The sequence below is a fragment of the Rhodococcus sp. no. 34 genome (assembly GCF_054589475.1).
Genome location: NZ_BAAILK010000035.1, coordinates 326,191 through 342,261 on the forward strand (window position 1 = coordinate 326,191; position 16,071 = coordinate 342,261).

Below are 16,071 nucleotides of genomic sequence, written 5' to 3' on the forward strand. Positions count from 1 at the left end.
TCGACCGCGTGAACACTACGGCGACACACCGGCCACCCGAGTCCTCAGACGTCTGATGAGTTGTTACTCTTTCGGTACCCACCCGAGAGGCAAGCCGTGTCCGACGACCACACAGGATTCACACTTCGCAGTGGTCCGCTGGTACCGCAACTCGAACAGTTGCTGCGCGGGCGAATCATGCATGGAACGTGGGCGCCGTCCGAGCGCATACCGAGCGAGGCGGCCCTCGCCGTCGAACTCGGCGTCGGGCGTTCCTCGATTCGCGAGGCAATCCGCCTCCTCGCTCGCGACGGACTACTCGAAGTCCGACACGGCGTCGGAACCTTCGTGGCTGCCGCGTCCGAACTCGAGCACGTCGACGAATTCACCAAACTTCTTCGACGCTCGAGGATCCTCGAGGTCTTCGAAGTCCGTCGCGCACTCGAGATCGAGGCCGCCAGACTGGCCGCGGAGCGGGTACAACCCGAGGACCTCGACGGCCTGCGGCGTCGGCTGACCATGCGACACAGTCATTTCGAGGGTGATGTCGAGAAGTTCGTCGACGTCGACCTCGACTTCCACACCGAAGTCGTTCGGCTGTCCGGAAACGCAGTTCTGCTCTCGCTTTTCACGTCGGTGCGTCCACTCCTTCGTGAATCCCTCGTCGAGATGATGGCCCACGAGGCCGGCGTCCCCGACACCTCACATGCCCATGATCAGTTGGTCGAGGCCCTTCAAGACGCCGACCCAGAAGCCGCGGTAGCGGCAACTCGAGCAAACATCGACACCGTCCTACGACGACTGCGTGTGCTCGACGCCTAAGAGAGGTTAGTTCTCGTGCAACACCCCACCGGCACAGTTCTGTCGACCGAACACGTGGATCTCGTCCGCGACGGCCGATACTTGTTGAAAGACATCAACATTTCGATCGAACCCGGACAACACTGGGTCCTCCTCGGCGCGAACGGCGCGGGCAAGAGCACGCTTCTGAGCCTGCTCGGAGCAACCGCCCACCCGACTCGCGGTTCCGTTTACGTCCTCGGCCACAAGTTGGGCCGCGTCGACATGAGGGAACTGCGGATGGACATCGGGCACGTGAACCCTCGTCACACGATCGGAATTCCGATCACCGTCCGCAACGTCGTGATTACCGGCCTCACCAACACCACCGAGGTGATGCCGCGCTGGTCACCGACGCCGGAGCAAGAGGCTCATGCCGACGCACTGATCGATCTACTCGGAATGAGTCCGCGTTCAGACGCGCTGTGGCCCAACTTGTCCCAAGGCGAACGGGGACGAACCCTGATCGCCCGCGCACTCATGGTCGAACCGCGCCTGCTTCTGCTCGACGAACCGGCGACCGGGCTCGATCTTGCTGCACGCGAACAACTCTTGTCGGCACTGGACGACCTCCGCAATCAGAACCCGTCACTTGCCAGCATCCTCGTGACGCACCACATCGAGGAGATCCCCAGCACCACCACACATGCTCTTCTGATCAAGGACGGCGTCGTGACCGCCAGCGGCCTCGCCGAGGATGTGATCACCACCCAGAACATCAGCGAGTGCTTCTCGCATCCCATCGAGATCGAGCGTCGTGGTGGTCGGTGGAATGCTCAGTCGCGGCCACGCGAAAGAGTGTGACCGACAGTAGTTTCAGAGACGTCTGGCGCCGGGTCCCTCCCGTCCCAGTTCGTCTCCAGGGTTGAGCAGGTTGCATGTTTTCAGTGACAGACACCCGCAGCCGATACAGCCCGTCAGTTCGTCCTGCATCCGGTTGATGGCCTGCTTGCGATCCTCGAGGCGCTGATTCCACTCCGTGGAAATCTTGCGCCAGTCTTTCTTCGTCGGAGTTCGCCCCTGCGGCAACGATCCGAATACTTCGGCAACTTCGGCCAGGGGTATCCCGAATCTGACTGCCAACTGGATCAGCGACACCCGCCGGATCGAATGCCGCGGGAACTTCCTCATATTTCCTGCCGTCCGCTCCGCAGGAACCAGACCGAGTGTTTCGTAGTAGCGCACAGCCGACACGGCGACGCCAGTGCGCTCCGATACCTCGCCGATCGAGAGAAGTTCGTCACTCTTACGGATCATTCTGCCTCCCAATGGCTGCGCGACATTGACCTGAAGCGCACTCGAGATTCTACCTTCGACAACATGCACTCCCCCACCGATGCCCCCGCCGGAACCTGGCGGCAACTCCTGAGCGGTCGATACCTCGGCACCGCTACCGTCCTCGCAGGCGGCGTTGCGCTGTACGCGACCAACGTCTACCTGACGACCAGCCTGCTTCCGACTGCCATCGACGACATCGGCGGTCAGCAGTACTACGCCTGGACCGCGACGGTCTTCCTCATTGCTTCCGTCATCTCTTCGATGTTGGTCACCAACGTCCTCGCCGCCAGGGGACCGCGCGGGGCCTACCTGATCGGCCTCGCGATCTTCGCGCTCGGCACCGTTGTCTGTGCGGTCAGCCCGACGATGGAATTGCTGTTGGTCGGCCGCACGATCCAGGGTTCGGGCGGTGGCCTGCTGGCCGGTCTCGGTTACGCCGTCATCAATGCCGCGCTCCCCAGACATCTGTGGACTCGCGGGGCCGCGCTGGTTTCGGCGATGTGGGGAGTCGGCACCTTCGCCGGCCCTGCAATCGGCGGTGTCTTTGCTCAGTTCGGAGCCTGGCGATGGGCTTTCGGCGTCCTGGTCATCGCGACGATCGCAGTCGCCGCTCTCGTCCCCAGCGCGCTACCGGCACATGAACCGGGCAGCACCACCAGTAGCCCGGTGCCGGTCCTCTCGCTGGCATTGCTGACTGCGGCGGCTTTGCTGGTCAGCGTTGCCGGAATTCTGTCCAACCTCGCCGTGACCGCCGCAATGGTTCTCGCCGCTGTGCTGCTACTGATCGCTTTTGTCGCCGCTGACCGTCGCTCGCGCCACGGCGTACTACCGCCGTCGACGTTCAACGCGTCATCTCTCAAATGGGTGTACCTGACCATCGTCGTCCTCGCCGTCGCGTCGACCGTCGAGACGTTCATTCCACTCTTCGGGCAACGACTTGCCGGCCTGGCGCCTCTCGCGGCCGGATTCCTCGGGGCCGCACTCGCTCTCGGCTGGACTCTCGGCGAAATCCCGAGCGCCTCGGCCACGACCCCTCGTATCGTGCGACGAATCGTTGTCAGCGGTCCGATCCTCGTCGCGATCGGGTTGGGCATCATGGCAGCATTTCTCACCGAACACGCCGGCGCCGGTGCGATGGTCGCGTGGGTGATCGGACTGCTGTTCGCCGGCGTCGGAATCGGCATCGCCTGGCCTCATCTTGCAGTCGGGGCGATGACCTCGGTCACCGATCCCGGAGAAGGTGCGCGTGCCTCCGCTGCCATCAACACCGTTCAGCTGATCGCCAATGCTTTCGGTGCAGCCCTGGCCGGAGTGCTGGTCAACATCGGCGAACCGTCGACGCTTCGTTCTGCGCAATTGCTTCTCTTCACCTTCGCCGCTGTCTCGATCATCGGCATTGCCGTGGCAGCTCGCGCACTTCCGCGAACGACCGACAAAATCGGCAGCCCCGAAATCGTTCACGACGCTCGCTAAACTGTGAGAAACCCACACGGAGGAGTTGGCCAGTGACAGAACCGGATCCGGGCACAGTGGAAACCGACTTCCCGAAGACGGGAGCTCCCGCACAGCGCGCGCTGATCGCAGCGGGTTACACCCATCTCGCGCAGCTGACGTCCGTGTCCGAGAAGGAACTCGGCGCTTTGCACGGGATGGGACCGAAGGCCTTGAGGATTCTGCGCGAAGCACTCGCCGAACGTGGTCTGAGCTTCGCCGACTGAGCTCTCACATCAGACCAAGCTCGCCCGCACCTGGTTGCCACCTTCGCGCTTCGCTTCGTACATCACCGAGTCCGCGACGCGGAAGAGTTCGGCAAAAGCAGCGTCGACGGACTCACCCGGATTCCGGGGCGCGGTGCGGATCGCCATTCCGATGCTCGCGCTCGTCGGAGGGTCATCGTTCGCTCCGTCCATCGCGGAGCGGATCTGTCCTTCCAGCCTGGAGATCACGCTGACCGGTACCCGTTCGACCACGACGAACTCGTCACCGCCCATACGAGCAGTCAAGGCGGACTGGGTTGTCCACAAACGGATGCGCAGTGCAGTTCGCATGATCGTGCTGTCTCCTACGTCATGGCCGTGAACGTCGTTGATCGTCTTGAAGCGATCGAGGTCGATCACCACTACGAGCAGTGCATCCGCTTCGGTGACCGGAGCGCCCATCAAGTCATTCACCCGACGCGCCAATCCGCGACGGTTGAGCAGTCCGGTCAACGGGTCGATGTCGGAGGTAGTGGCATCCGAACCCAGGACCGCCAGAACAATCTGTGACACAACAGGAATCACGATGATCGTAGCCAGCACAACCGAGATCTTCGCCAGTCCCAAGCCGACGTCCGCTGCTGGCCCGAACAACAAAGTCCACCCCGAAAGCACCGTGACGGTCGAGGCGAAGACCAAGTGACCGACTTGGAGTTTCGGATTGTGGAAGAACGCGATGTAGCCGCCGATCGACGCGAAAACGACGCACGCGATGAGTCGTCCCAGCGGTTCCGAGTCGGTTGCGGCCGCCGCCGCAATCGCGACGTCGGAACCCACGACAAAGGTGTACGACCACAGCGGCGTAGGCGGAAACAGCCACCAGATCAGGGCCGCGCCGAGGCACAGCGCGATGACCGCCAGATTGACCGCTCGCCAGAACGTACCTTGCGGACCGACGTCACTGAATCGCGCCGACAGCAACACCAGCCCCATCCAGAATGCTGTTCCGCCGACCAGCGCCCGGCAGGAAGTCAAGAACCCGCGGTCCTGGAGGTACCTGCTGAAACTGTGGAACTGGTCCGGCAACTGCCACCAGCGCATGACGACGTCGACCAAACCGTTCATCGCCGATCAGCCGATGCAGCTCCGCAACTTTTGGGCGTACTTCGACGAAACGGACTCGCTGATTTCCCCCCGGAGCACACTGGCATATCCGGCAGCATAGTCAGCGGCGACAGACAAAAACCGTTCTGCCGGATTTGAATCGGTCGATCAACTCAAAGCGTCGTAGGCCGCCGATACGTACTGCGCCGATCTCTCGGAACCGAGCAGACCCGGCCCCATCTTGTTCATCACGTACGAGAACGTCATGCGCTTCTCGGTGTCGATGATGATCTGCGAGCCACCCCAACCTCCCCAGAAGCAGATTCGCCCCTCCGGAATGAACGGGACGGACTCGGGCGTCGGCAATCCGAATCCGACGCCGAAGCGGACCGGCACGCCGAGGACGAGGTCGACCCCGTACGACTGCTCCTCGAAGATCTTGTCGATCGTTTCCTCCGACAGCAAGCGAACGTCACCGACCTTGCCACCGCACGCGATCACCGATTGGATCCTTGCGAGTGCCCTCGCATTCGAATGACCGTTGGCCGCACCGATCTCGGCGGCGCGCCACCCGTCGGTCCACGAACCTGTAGCGTCAGCGGGCGGCGCGGTGAATGTCTTCACCATGATGTTGTCCATCCCGAGTGCCGCGATGTCGATCGGCAACGGCGGTGGCGCAATCACATTCGAGACTCGCCCGTATTCCGACTTCGGCAAGCCCAGGCGGAAATCAGCATCGAGTGGGCCGGCGATTTCCTCGTCGATGAAGCGGCCGAGGGTTCGTCCGTCGATGCGCCTGACGACCTCGCCGATCAGGTGGCCGTAGTTGAGGGCGTGGTATCCGGATGCCGTACCCGGTTCCCACCACGGAGCCTGTGTCGCCAACCGGGCGGTGGCATATTCGTCGTCGCAGATGTTCTCGAGGGTGAACGGTTGGTCCCACCCCGACACACCCGAGGTGTGCGACAACAGTTGCCGGACCTGAATTCGGTCCTTGCCCGCTGCTGCGAATTCCGGCCAGTACTGCGCGACCGGGGCGTCGAGATCAAGCAACCCGCGGTCGACGAGCATGAGCGCGGCCAGTGCGGTCACGGTCTTGCTGCAGGACCAGACATTGGTGACGGTGTCGCGAGACCAAGGAGCAGTGTGCTCGAGGTCGACCCAACCGCCCCACATGTCGACGACGGATTCGCCGTCGATCGTCAATGCGATCGCTGCCCCGACGTCCTCGCCGGAATCGAGATTGCGTGCCAGCGCCTCCTTCAAGCCGGAGAATCGCTGGTCACATACGCCTTCGATGTTCGCCACTGACAGCCTCCACAGGAATGATGAAACTTGACGTCAACTTCAACTACGTTGAGTATGTGTCCGATTCACCTGTGGTGTCAATCACTTCAAGTGCCAGAGTCGGCTCAGACCAACGGGATTCCCTTGGCGATGCGCCGACGCAGATCCCAGAGATAGAAGTTGTAGGGAAACATCCGCAGAATCTTCGGACTGAACCGATTGACCAGCGCGGCGACGCGCATGGATCGGTCGAAGTTACGCTGCTGACGCACTGACCACGGGAGCCGCATTTCGTCACGAAAGGCTTGGGGCAGGAACCCGGTGGTGACAAATCGGTTGAGCGGACCGACCACGGGATGCAACAACTTCGGCGTGAAGGTCGCCGACGCGATCCCGTAGAGATGCTCACGAATCGTCTCGTCGATCGCCACCTTGTCGAGGTTCTCGTTCCAGTAGACCTCGAACGCATCCCGGTCCGCCGGCCACATGTCGCGTCGCATCTGAAGGGTTGTACCGAACGTGGCGCTGCGCTGATAGAACGCATCCCGGGTGACCGGATCGAGATCCCCGTACAAGATTTTGTAGACGTCCTCGAAGCCTCGGTACAGGCAGGCGGCTACCCACAACTGCAGTTCCGGATCGAACGCGTTGTACTCGACCGCACTGTTCTCATCGGAGCGAACATGCTTGTGCGAGCCATTGACTGCGCGCCGGTACAGCTTCTTTTCTTCGTCCGTCGCCAGGCTCGCCACCGCGAGATACGTCAGCGTCGTCCGGGTTCGCTTCACCGGATGCCGATCCAACCGACCCGTCTCGACCTTGCTCTCATACACGCCGTACCCCACCGCCGGGCGCGCCAACTGCATGATGACGTTGGCGCCGGCTGCCAACAACCCGAGACCGGACATCGCCTTTTCGACTTCCGCATCGATGTCGATCGCTTTGGTGTCGACCGCTTCGATACCGCCGACTGCCTCGGTTTCCCCGCGCCCGCCCGTCGAATCCCTACTCACCGTCATGGCAGAACCCCTTCGAAGTCATATCTGCGAACGCATGTTCTCAGATGAGTGAAACGCTGAAATGCCAAGATGTCAAGCAATCTCGGGATGCAAAGATGGTCTTCATGAATGACCAACCGCGTTCGTACGGTGGCGTCGACGGCGCGCTCCGCGTAGCCCAACGACGGGAGGCACTGATCGAGGCCGGTCTGGAACTCATGGGGTCGGCCGAACCTGAACTGACGGTCCGCGGAGTGTGCAAGCAGGCCGGTGTCGCGGCGAGGTACTTCTACGAGAGCTTCACCGATCGTGATGCTCTGATGTCAGCCGTCTACGACACCGTCATCACGGATATTGCCGTTTCGACCCAGGCTGCAGTGGACGCCGCCGAGACCGAACGCGGCAAGGCGCTCGCTGGAATCGCGAACATCGTCCGCACTATCGCGAACGATCCCCGTCGCGGACGTCTACTGTTCTCCAGCGCCCTGACGAGCCCTGTCCTGGCCGAGAAACGCCAAGCGTCGACGACGATATTCATCGGTCTCCTGGCCGCCAACGCGAAGACCTTCTACCGATTGAACGACAGCGGTCATCTGACCCTGACGGCCACGTTCCTGGTCGGCGGCCTGGCGCAGACCCTCAGTGCATGGCTCGACGGGTACATCGACGTGACGGAAGAAGAACTGGTCGCCGAATGTGCGGCGATCCTGCTCGCACCCGCCCTGCCGCCGTCTTGAGCTCCTGATTCAGTCCCAGATCCCGATGTTGTCGAGGTGAGCGAGAAGTCGAGCAGCGCCGTCGGAGAACTGCAGACTCATCTGCGCGTCCACCTGTTCTCGATCGTGCTTCTCGAACGCCGCGATCAAAGCATCGTGGCTCGATACCGCAAGCTCACCCCAGCCTGGATCCGTCGCGTAGAGACGAGCAGGGGTGTACCGAATCGCGCCGAACAGGAACCATGCCAACTTCGCACCACCCGCAGCGCGATTGATCAGGCGATGGAACTCGAATTCGCACTGCTCGATCGCAGCTGCATCCGAAGCGTCGACCGCCGCTCGCAAATCGGCATTGAGTTCCGTGAGTTCCGCGAGTTGATCAGCGGTGATGCTGTCCATCGCCCGCAACGCCAGCTTGACCGCGATCTGCCCCTGCAACCAGAAGATGTCTTCGATGTCCTGGCGACTGAGGGGCGAGACGAGATAGCCGCGATGCGGAACCAACTCGACCATCCCCTCGCCGCGTAATGCGACGAGGGCTTCTCGCACCGGCGTGACGCTGACCCCGAGGTCGGCCGCGGTTTCGTCCAGCCTGACGAACTCGCCCGGACGGACCGAGCCGGACATGATCAGGTTGCGAACGTGGTTGGCCACGTCCTCCGACAACTGTGGACGTCTCCTCAGCTCAGATGTCGCTCTCCGAGTGCGTGCAGACGTTGCCACAACCGATCCTCACAGTCCGTACGTTTTGCCGATGATGTCTCGCTGAATCTCGTTGGTACCACCATAAATGGAGGACACAAGAGTCTTTCGCACATGGTGCTCCATGTCGAACTCAGTCGCGTAACCGTACCCACCCATCATCTGCATCCCCTCGAGCGCGACCTTCTTGGCGGTCTCGGTCAGCTTGAGCTTGGCCATCGACGCTTCCCGCGGGAACATCTTGGTCGGGTTGGCGTCGACCATTCGGGCCACGCTGTAGACCAGCAGACGGCCGCATTCGATCTCCGTGGCGAGATCCGCGATCCGGTGGCGAAGCGCCTGAAACGATCCGACCGGACGGCCGAACTGCTTACGCGTGGTGACGAATTCGAGGGTGTCGTCGAAAGCGCGCTGCGCGGTCCCGAGCATCATCGCCGCGAGGATGAGGCGTTCGATGTTGAGTCCGGCCATGAGTTGACGCCAGCCGTTGCCGACTCCCCCGACCACCGCGTCGTCGGGCAGGAATGTGTCGGTGAAGTAGAGATCGTTGACCTCCTTGCCGCCCATGGTGTCGATTCCACTGATCTTCAATCCGGAGATGTCGGCCGGGACATGGAACATGGTCAAGCCCTCGTGCTTGCCTTCACCTCGGGACGTGCGAGCCACCAGAAGGATGTTCTCGGCGAAGTGCGCGTTGGAACACCACGTCTTCTGGCCGTTGATCAGCCACCCACCGTCGACCTTCTCGGCGCGGCAACTCAGATTTCCCACGTCGGAGCCCGCTTCGGGTTCGGACATCGAGATCGACTGAGACGCGCCACGGACGATCCCGCCGAGCACTGCCTCCTTCTGGGCCGGACTGCCGAACTTCTCGTATGCAGCCCCGGTGATGACGGTCGGGCCGAGTCCACCGATCGGCGCCATGCCCTTGGCGGCTTCCTCCAGGAAGATGCACAGGTCGACCGTGCTTCCGGCGGATCCGCCGTATTCCTCCGGGACAGTCAGCCCGAGCCATCCCAATTCCGCCATCTTCTCGTAGAACGCCTGGTTGTGGTTATGGGCGCCATGATCGGTCAGCAGGTCTCGCTGCTCACGGGTACCACTTTCCTTCTTGCAGAACGACGCTACCGACTTGGCGAAATCAGACTGCTCCTGCGTGAAATCCATGTACATCGAAAACTCCCGAGTGAGATGAGGCTGGAGGCTTGTCGGAGCTCTGTCCGACGCATACTGTGACTACCAGCACAGTAAATCACATCACATATATGTGATGCACCGACATGTGGAGGATCTGAAGAACATGACAGAACAGCTCGGCCGCCAGAGCACGTCCACGTCGACAGATCCGAGATCGGACGATCACACTTTCGCGAGCCTCGACCCTCGCAACGATTCCGTGGTCGCGCAGCACCCCATTGCAGACCAGCGAGAGATCGAGAAAGCGGTCGCCGCAGCACGCACGGCGTCGAAGTGGTGGGATCAACTCGGATTCCAAGGCCGCCGGAAAGTGCTCGGCAATTTCCGGGCCGCGATCGCCACTCACGCCGAATCGATGGCGGCGATCATTTCCGCCGAGACCGGAAAACCCAGCGACGACGCACTACTCGAAGTCATGCTGGCCGTCGAACATCTCGACTGGGCGGCACGCAACGCACAGAAAGTGTTGCGCCGCAGACGCGTCGGTGCAGGACTGATCAGCGCCAACCAGTCTGCATCCGTTGGCTACCGGCCGATGGGCGTCGTCGGCGTGATCGGCCCCTGGAACTATCCGCTGTACACACCGATGGGGTCGATCGGCTACGCACTGGCCGCCGGCAACGCCGTAGTCTTCAAACCGAGCGAACTCTCACCAGGCGTCGGCGTCGAATTGGCCCGGCTGTGGAACATCGCCGCACCCGGACACCCTGTCCTGCAGACCATTACCGGTGACGGAAAAACCGGTGCACTTCTGTGTTCGTCCGGTGTCGACAAGATCGCATTCACCGGTTCGACCGCTACCGCAAAGCGCGTAATGGCCGCCTGCGCGGACACCCTCACCCCCCTGGTCGCCGAATGCGGCGGCAAGGACGCCATGCTGGTGGACTCCGACGCCAACCTCGATGCGGCCGTGAGCTTCGCGGCATTCGGGGCAGTGGGCAACGGCGGACAAACCTGTGCCGGCGTCGAACGAATCTACGTCGCAGCGCCCGTGTACGACGCCTTCCTGTCCAAGCTCACCGCCGCGCTACGAGACGCCCACGCCGGCGCCACCGACAGCTCGACCTACGGGCCGATGACGCTGGGAAAGCAGACTGGGATAGTCCGGGGCCAGATCGAAGACGCTCTCAGTCGCGGCGCGAAAGCTGTACTCGGCGGACTTGATTCGTTCAACGGTCCGTTCATCGATCCGATCATCCTGACGGATGTTCCGGAGGATTCCACGGCGATCACCGAGGAGACGTTCGGCCCGAGCGTCGTGGTGAACAAGGTCGCCGACATGAACGAGGGGATCGAGCGCGCCAATGCATCGAAGTACGGCTTGGGCGCCTCGGTGTTCACCAAGAGTTCGTCGAAGGGCCGAGCGATTGCCGAAAAGCTCGAATGCGGTGTCGTCACGGTCAATTCGGTTCTCGGATTCGCCGGAATCGCCGCCCTGCCGTTCGGCGGGGTCGGCGATTCCGGATTCGGCCGTATCCACGGAGCCGATGGGCTGCGTGAGTTCAGCAGTGTGAAATCACTGGCCGTTCAGAAGTTCAACGCTCCACTGGACCTGCTGACCATCGAGCGAAAAGCCAGGGACATGAAGATCTCACGTTGGATGCTGGCGAAACGCCACGCGAAGTCCTGAGAGATCAGGCGATCAGCCGGCGGTGACGAGCACCTGCTCGTCGCTGTCGGCTGCTTCGAGTTCACGAACCAGCGGAAGCACCTTGGCCCCGAAGTATTCGATCTCCTCCTGGAAATGCAGGAATCCGCCGAGAATCAGATCGACACCGCGACGGCGATATTCGACGATCCGATGCGCGATTTGTTCCGGCGTGCCGATCAGTTGTGAGCGGAAACCGTCGTTGTACTGAACCAAGTCCTCGAACGTCGAATCCGCCCACATCCCGTCCTTGGACGCGGTCGATGCGCCGGCCTGTTGGACTGCATTCTTGAATCCCTCGACCGCAGGGCGGTTGGCCTTGGCGATGATCTCGCGCAGTGTGTCCTTTGCTTCCGCCTCGGTGTCGCGGGCGATGATGAATCCGTTGAGCCCGAACTTGACCTCCCGATCGTTCTCACGAGCAACACGGCGAACGTCGACCAACTGTTCGGTGACGCCGTCGTAGTCCTTGCCGTTACTGAAGTACCAATCCGAATACCGGCCCGCGTTCTCACGGGCTGCCGCCGAGTTACCACCTTGGAACAGTTCGGGATTGGGGCGCTCCGGAGTGTTGAGAGGCTTCGGCTTCAACGTGAAGTCGTGGATGCGGTAGAAGTCGCCGCGGAAATCGACGTCGTCCTCCGTCCAGATCTTCCGAAGAACCTGAAGGAACTCGGCGCTACGCCGATAACGCTCGTCGTGCTCGAGCCACGGCTCGCCTAGATGTGTGAACTCGTCCTTGAACCAACCACTGACGACGTTGACGGCAAAACGACCGTTCGACAAGTGATCGGCGGTAGCGCCCAGTTTCGCCAACACGGCCGGCTGCCAGAGTCCCGGATGCACCGCGGCGATCACCTTGAGCTTCTCGGTGGCCAGGAGAAGCGCAAGGCTGAAGCTCGTGGATTCGTGCTGGAATTCGGCCCCGTAGCTCGCCTCGTAACGTACCTGGCTCAGGGCGTACTCGAAGCCGTTGTTCTCGGCGGTCTGCGCCAGCTTCTTGTTGTACTCGTAATCCCAGCTGGTCCGCTGCTCGATGTCGGAGGTGACCAGACCACCACTGACATTGGGCACCCAGTAGGCGAACTTGATCTCGTCGGCGATACGTTCAGTAGACATGAAACCCAGCAAACATGCAGTTCCCAGTGGTTTCCAGGGTAGCGATCACACAGGTTGTAAGTGTTGGGTGGGTGCTGCGACTGTGAAACGGTGGCAGCATGACTGCTGTGGACATTCAGGAGATCGCGCACCGCATCACCAGCGAGGACGAGGCGCTCTCGGTGGCGTCACAGCTGTCCGACGAGTTCGCGGCAGGTGCCGGAGTCCGCGATGCGCAGCGCCTCCTTCCCCACGACGAGGTTCGCACCCTGGCGCGGTCCGGCTTGCTCGGACTCTCGGTGCCGAAGGAGTTCGGTGGCATCGACGCAAGCACCGAGACGTTGGCCGAGGTCTTCCGCCTACTCGCCGAGGGCGATCCCAGCATCGCGCAGATTCCGCACAGCCACTTCACTTTCCTGGAAGCGCTCCGGTACCAGGGGTCTAACGAGCAGAAGCAGTTCTTCTACGCCGAAGCATTGTCGGGCAAGCAGTTCGCCAACGCCCAGAGCGAGCGCGGCAACAAGACCATCGACATCGACGGCACCACTCTCACCCCCGACGGGGAAGACTTTGTGCTCGAAGGTCGAAAATTCTATTGCACAGGAGCGCTTTTCGCAGATTGGATCGTGGTGCGTGCCGCCAATGCGGATCAATTCACCGAGACCGGCGCACAGGTGAAATCCGCGGTCTACCTACCCCGGAATACTCCCGGACTGTCGATCGTCGACGACTGGGACGGCATGGGACAGAAGACAACTGCAAGCGGAACCGTGACCCTGGAATCCGTTTCGGTGCCGCGGTTCAATGTCGTGCCCTTCACGTCGCTCTTCACTCGCCCGACCACCTACGGAGCACAGGCCCAGATCCTGCACGCCGCGATCGACACCGGCATCGCGTCGGCTGCACTGCGTGAATCCGTGAAACTCGCGGCAAAGGCGCGTCCCTTCTTCGAGGCGAAAGTCGATACAGCGGTGGAGGATCCACTGCTCGTTCAACTCGCCGGCGAAGCGGCAATCGAGGTTCGCGCTGCCAGATCCCTCTTGGCGGAAGCAGCGCGATCGATCGACGTGGCGCGTCGTGATCCCACCGAGGACTCCACGGCCCGAGCATCCATCGACGCTGCAACTGCCAAGGTGGTCGGCGCCAGGGCGTCATTGGCGGCCACGAGCACTTTGTTCGAGATCGGTGGCACCAGAAGCGCGGGCGAATCGGCGAACCTCTCCCGATTCTGGCGTGACGCGCGCACGCACACCCTGCACGATCCGACGAGGTGGAAGATCCAGCACATCGGCCGGTGGACACTGTCCGGGACAATCCCACCGCGGCACGGACTGCTGTGAACACACTCAGTCGGAGTTCATATATCCGCTGATCAAGACTTCCAGTCCTTCCAAGTAGCTCTCAGTCGTCGTCCCTCCCGGCCAGTCCTCGAGCACCTCACTGAGCACCGGCAGTTTCTCGGGCCCGATTTCTCGGATCTTGACCGCGAGAGGTGACACGCTGCCTTCCGGTCGCGTAGTGGTGTCGTAGATGTTGAGCAACGCGCCGAGTGTGTAGTTCCACAGCGCTCGATAGACCAACAGTGCGCGACGAGGTGACATACCGAGTTCGACACACGCGGCCATCGCCCGATCGACCAAGACCACAGCGCCGCTCCCACCACGGCCACCGCGCTGAAGCAACTCGATGATCCAGCGCTCCGACGCCAGCTTTTCGAAGATCGCGGTGAAGATCGTGCGAAGCCGTTCGACCTGATCCTGCGGCAGGACCAGCGCGCCGAGATCTTGTGAGTACACATCGAGCACCGCGCTGATCAGCTGTTCCTTGTCGCCCACGTGCCGGTACAGCGCCATCGGCGTGGTGCCGAGCGACTTCGCCAACGCTCGCATGCTCAACGCGTCGGCGCCGCCGGTCTGAAGCTGCCGTTTCGCCTCGTCGACTATCTGCTCCGACGTGATCGTCGGGGGACGTCCGAGCCGCGGTGATCTCGGTTCCATCTTTTCGGCCATCCGTCGATTGTGCGCGCCCCTGCTACGACGCTCTCGCCCGGGGAACCCCTTGCATCTCAGTCGCCAGCAAGGTAAACCTAACTACTTATGAGAACGCGTATACAAATTAGGTACCTGCAATGACAACAACAACTCGAGCGGTAGCCGCACCGGCTCTGGTCCTCACAGCCGCCGCGGCAGCGCAGTTCCTGGTGGCCTTCGACATGTCGGTCATCAACGTCGCACTGCCCGACATCCAGGAATCGCTGAACTTTTCCGACGCCGCGTTGTCCTGGGTCGTCAACGCGTACGCCCTCGCCTTCGGCGGACTACTTCTTCTCGGCGGTCGTCTGTGCGACGTGATGGGCACTCGTCGAGTTCTGGTTTCCGGGCTTCTGCTGTTCGCCCTCGTCAGCATCGTCGGCACCTTCTCCGTGTCCGCCGAAATGCTTGTCGGAGCTCGGGCGCTTCAAGGCGTCGGCGCTGCACTGATCGCGCCTGCCGGGCTCGCCGCACTCAGTCAGGCCTTTCCCACCGGACGCGCCAGGGCCAAGGCATTCGGCATCGGCGCAATGTCGTCAGCACTGGGCGGCGCACTCGGTGTCGTCCTGAGCGGCATTTTGACCGAAGGGCTCAGTTGGCGATGGGTGATGTTCGCCGGCGCACCAGTGGCCCTGATCGCCGCAGTTGCCGGTGCCCGTGGCCTGCCGGCCGGCCAAGCCGCCAGAGGCGGCTCCCTCGATCTCCCCGGAGCCATCTTGGCGACGGCCGGAATCACCGCCCTTGTCGGCACAGTGATCGCCACGGAATCACATTCCTGGACTTCGGGTTACGTGCTGGGTGGATTCGCGCTCACGATCGCGCTGCTCACTGCTTTCGTTGTGGTCGAAAGCCGCTGCGCCACACCACTGGTACGACTGTCCACCCTGCTTCGACCCCGAATCGGACTGGCCAACGCCATCATGTGCCTGGTGTGCGCGGCACAGTTCAGCGCGTTCTTCTTCGTCTCACTCTTCCTGCAACGCGGGCTGGGCTATTCACCGACCACCACCGGTCTGGCTTTCCTGCCCTTCTGCTTCGGCCTGGTGGTCGGCATCCTCGCGTCCACCAAACTCCTTCCGCGTTACGGAGTTCGACCGCTGCTCGTAGTCGGGACAGCAGTCGCCGCAATCGGAACTTTCATGTTTTCGACCATGAACCTCGACAGTCCCTTCTGGGTCGTCATCCTGGTGCCTTCGCTTCTGGCGAGCATCGGCATCGGTCTGTCGTTCATGCCGCTCAGTAACGTCGCCACCGCCGACGCTCCCCCCGAAGAAGTCGGCATGGCATCCGGGCTACTGAGTACATCGCGTCAGATCGGCGGTTCACTCGGACTAGCCGTTCTCGTGAGCGTCGCCGCTTCCTCGACGGCACGTTCGGACAGCGCGCCGACCGAAGCACTGGTTTCCGGATACTCCCAAGCCCTCTTCGTCTGCTCCGGCCTACTGCTGGCCGGTACCCTCCTGTCCTTCTTCTTCCCACGAATGGATCGTTGACCTC

Annotated in this window: 16 protein-coding genes; 8 read left to right on the forward strand and 8 right to left on the reverse strand. The window is 62.0% G+C overall.

The features are described 5' to 3' along the window. Window positions 1-96 precede the first annotated feature (96 nt). Window positions 97-801, forward strand: a complete 705-nt coding sequence (locus ACYP01_RS14750; RefSeq protein WP_003943086.1) for a FadR/GntR family transcriptional regulator — start codon at window positions 97-99, stop codon at window positions 799-801. 15 nt (window positions 802-816) lie between these two features. Beyond that, window positions 817-1,623, forward strand: coding sequence for an ABC transporter ATP-binding protein (locus tag ACYP01_RS14755; protein ID WP_058038325.1), 807 nt, complete (start codon window positions 817-819; stop codon window positions 1,621-1,623). Between the two features lie 12 nt (window positions 1,624-1,635). Here the strand turns inward: ACYP01_RS14755 and soxR are convergent, their stop codons facing one another. Further along, window positions 1,636-2,076 carry a redox-sensitive transcriptional activator SoxR gene (gene soxR / locus ACYP01_RS14760; RefSeq protein WP_003943238.1) on the reverse strand — a complete coding sequence of 147 codons (441 nt, stop codon included), beginning with the start codon at window positions 2,074-2,076 and terminating at the stop codon, window positions 1,636-1,638. 63 nt (window positions 2,077-2,139) lie between these two features. On the opposite strand from soxR, the gene ACYP01_RS14765 reads away from it, so the two are divergent. Together ACYP01_RS14765 and ACYP01_RS14770 are read left to right on the forward strand one after the other, a co-directional pair. Then, on the forward strand, window positions 2,140-3,570 hold the full coding sequence (locus tag ACYP01_RS14765; RefSeq protein ID WP_007730802.1) for an MFS transporter: 1,431 nt from the start codon (window positions 2,140-2,142) through the stop codon (window positions 3,568-3,570). Window positions 3,571-3,602: 32 nt separating this feature from the next. Further along, entirely contained in the window at window positions 3,603-3,815 is a 213-nt protein-coding gene (locus ACYP01_RS14770) for a helix-hairpin-helix domain-containing protein (RefSeq protein ID WP_007730800.1), read from the forward strand. Window positions 3,816-3,824: 9 nt separating this feature from the next. Here the strand turns inward: ACYP01_RS14770 and ACYP01_RS14775 are convergent, their stop codons facing one another. The 3 genes from ACYP01_RS14775 to ACYP01_RS14785 all read right to left on the reverse strand — a co-directional run bounded on the left by ACYP01_RS14775 (window position 3,825) and on the right by ACYP01_RS14785 (window position 7,204). Continuing rightward, window positions 3,825-4,919, reverse strand: coding sequence for a GGDEF domain-containing protein (locus tag ACYP01_RS14775; protein WP_083056378.1), 1,095 nt, complete (start codon window positions 4,917-4,919; stop codon window positions 3,825-3,827). A gap of 147 nt (window positions 4,920-5,066) precedes the next feature. Continuing rightward, window positions 5,067-6,206, reverse strand: a complete 1,140-nt coding sequence (locus tag ACYP01_RS14780) for an EstA family serine hydrolase (RefSeq protein WP_003942999.1) — start codon at window positions 6,204-6,206, stop codon at window positions 5,067-5,069. 104 nt (window positions 6,207-6,310) lie between these two features. Further along, window positions 6,311-7,204: an oxygenase MpaB family protein gene (locus tag ACYP01_RS14785; protein ID WP_003943120.1), complete on the reverse strand. Its 894-nt coding sequence runs from the start codon at window positions 7,202-7,204 to the stop codon at window positions 6,311-6,313. A gap of 95 nt (window positions 7,205-7,299) precedes the next feature. Here ACYP01_RS14785 and ACYP01_RS14790 point away from each other — a divergent pair, with 95 nt between their 5' ends. Beyond that, on the forward strand, window positions 7,300-7,920 hold the full coding sequence (locus ACYP01_RS14790) for a TetR/AcrR family transcriptional regulator (RefSeq protein WP_050794026.1): 621 nt from the start codon (window positions 7,300-7,302) through the stop codon (window positions 7,918-7,920). A gap of 9 nt (window positions 7,921-7,929) precedes the next feature. Here the strand turns inward: ACYP01_RS14790 and ACYP01_RS14795 are convergent, their stop codons facing one another. Then, window positions 7,930-8,622 (reverse strand): GntR family transcriptional regulator, encoded by a 693-nt coding sequence (locus ACYP01_RS14795; RefSeq protein ID WP_003942905.1) that lies wholly within the window; start codon window positions 8,620-8,622, stop codon window positions 7,930-7,932. A gap of 9 nt (window positions 8,623-8,631) precedes the next feature. Further along, window positions 8,632-9,774 (reverse strand): acyl-CoA dehydrogenase family protein, encoded by a 1,143-nt coding sequence (locus ACYP01_RS14800; protein WP_459680795.1) that lies wholly within the window; start codon window positions 9,772-9,774, stop codon window positions 8,632-8,634. A 127-nt stretch (window positions 9,775-9,901) separates the two neighbouring features. On the opposite strand from ACYP01_RS14800, the gene ACYP01_RS14805 reads away from it, so the two are divergent. Next, entirely contained in the window at window positions 9,902-11,428 is a 1,527-nt protein-coding gene (locus tag ACYP01_RS14805; RefSeq protein ID WP_166502742.1) for an aldehyde dehydrogenase family protein, read from the forward strand. A 12-nt stretch (window positions 11,429-11,440) separates the two neighbouring features. Here ACYP01_RS14805 and sfnG read toward each other — a convergent pair whose 3' ends face one another. After that, window positions 11,441-12,565 carry a dimethylsulfone monooxygenase SfnG gene (gene sfnG, locus ACYP01_RS14810; RefSeq protein ID WP_007730790.1) on the reverse strand — a complete coding sequence of 375 codons (1,125 nt, stop codon included), beginning with the start codon at window positions 12,563-12,565 and terminating at the stop codon, window positions 11,441-11,443. A 98-nt stretch (window positions 12,566-12,663) separates the two neighbouring features. Between sfnG and ACYP01_RS14815 the strand changes: the two genes are divergently transcribed. Further along, a complete protein-coding gene (locus ACYP01_RS14815) occupies window positions 12,664-13,884 on the forward strand; it encodes an SfnB family sulfur acquisition oxidoreductase (protein WP_459680798.1) in 1,221 nt (406 codons plus the stop codon). A gap of 6 nt (window positions 13,885-13,890) precedes the next feature. Here ACYP01_RS14815 and ACYP01_RS14820 read toward each other — a convergent pair whose 3' ends face one another. Further along, a complete protein-coding gene (locus ACYP01_RS14820) occupies window positions 13,891-14,553 on the reverse strand; it encodes a TetR/AcrR family transcriptional regulator (RefSeq protein ID WP_003943078.1) in 663 nt (220 codons plus the stop codon). Window positions 14,554-14,672: 119 nt separating this feature from the next. On the opposite strand from ACYP01_RS14820, the gene ACYP01_RS14825 reads away from it, so the two are divergent. Next, a complete protein-coding gene (locus ACYP01_RS14825; RefSeq protein ID WP_459680802.1) occupies window positions 14,673-16,067 on the forward strand; it encodes an MFS transporter in 1,395 nt (464 codons plus the stop codon). Window positions 16,068-16,071 lie beyond the last annotated feature (4 nt).

Coding starts and splice junctions, on each gene's coding strand:
- soxR (WP_003943238.1), bottom strand. CDS start 2,076: ATGATCCGTAAGAGTGACGAACTTCTCTCGATCGGCGAGGTATCGGAG.
- ACYP01_RS14785 (WP_003943120.1), bottom strand. CDS start 7,204: ATGACGGTGAGTAGGGATTCGACGGGCGGGCGCGGGGAAACCGAGGCA.
- ACYP01_RS14820 (WP_003943078.1), bottom strand. CDS start 14,553: ATGGCCGAAAAGATGGAACCGAGATCACCGCGGCTCGGACGTCCCCCG.
- ACYP01_RS14800 (WP_459680795.1), bottom strand. CDS start 9,774: ATGTACATGGATTTCACGCAGGAGCAGTCTGATTTCGCCAAGTCGGTA.
- ACYP01_RS14815 (WP_459680798.1), top strand. CDS start 12,664: ATGACTGCTGTGGACATTCAGGAGATCGCGCACCGCATCACCAGCGAG.
- ACYP01_RS14825 (WP_459680802.1), top strand. CDS start 14,673: ATGACAACAACAACTCGAGCGGTAGCCGCACCGGCTCTGGTCCTCACA.
- sfnG (WP_007730790.1), bottom strand. CDS start 12,565: ATGTCTACTGAACGTATCGCCGACGAGATCAAGTTCGCCTACTGGGTG.
- ACYP01_RS14765 (WP_007730802.1), top strand. CDS start 2,140: ATGCACTCCCCCACCGATGCCCCCGCCGGAACCTGGCGGCAACTCCTG.
- ACYP01_RS14775 (WP_083056378.1), bottom strand. CDS start 4,919: ATGAACGGTTTGGTCGACGTCGTCATGCGCTGGTGGCAGTTGCCGGAC.
- ACYP01_RS14790 (WP_050794026.1), top strand. CDS start 7,300: ATGGTCTTCATGAATGACCAACCGCGTTCGTACGGTGGCGTCGACGGC.
- ACYP01_RS14805 (WP_166502742.1), top strand. CDS start 9,902: ATGACAGAACAGCTCGGCCGCCAGAGCACGTCCACGTCGACAGATCCG.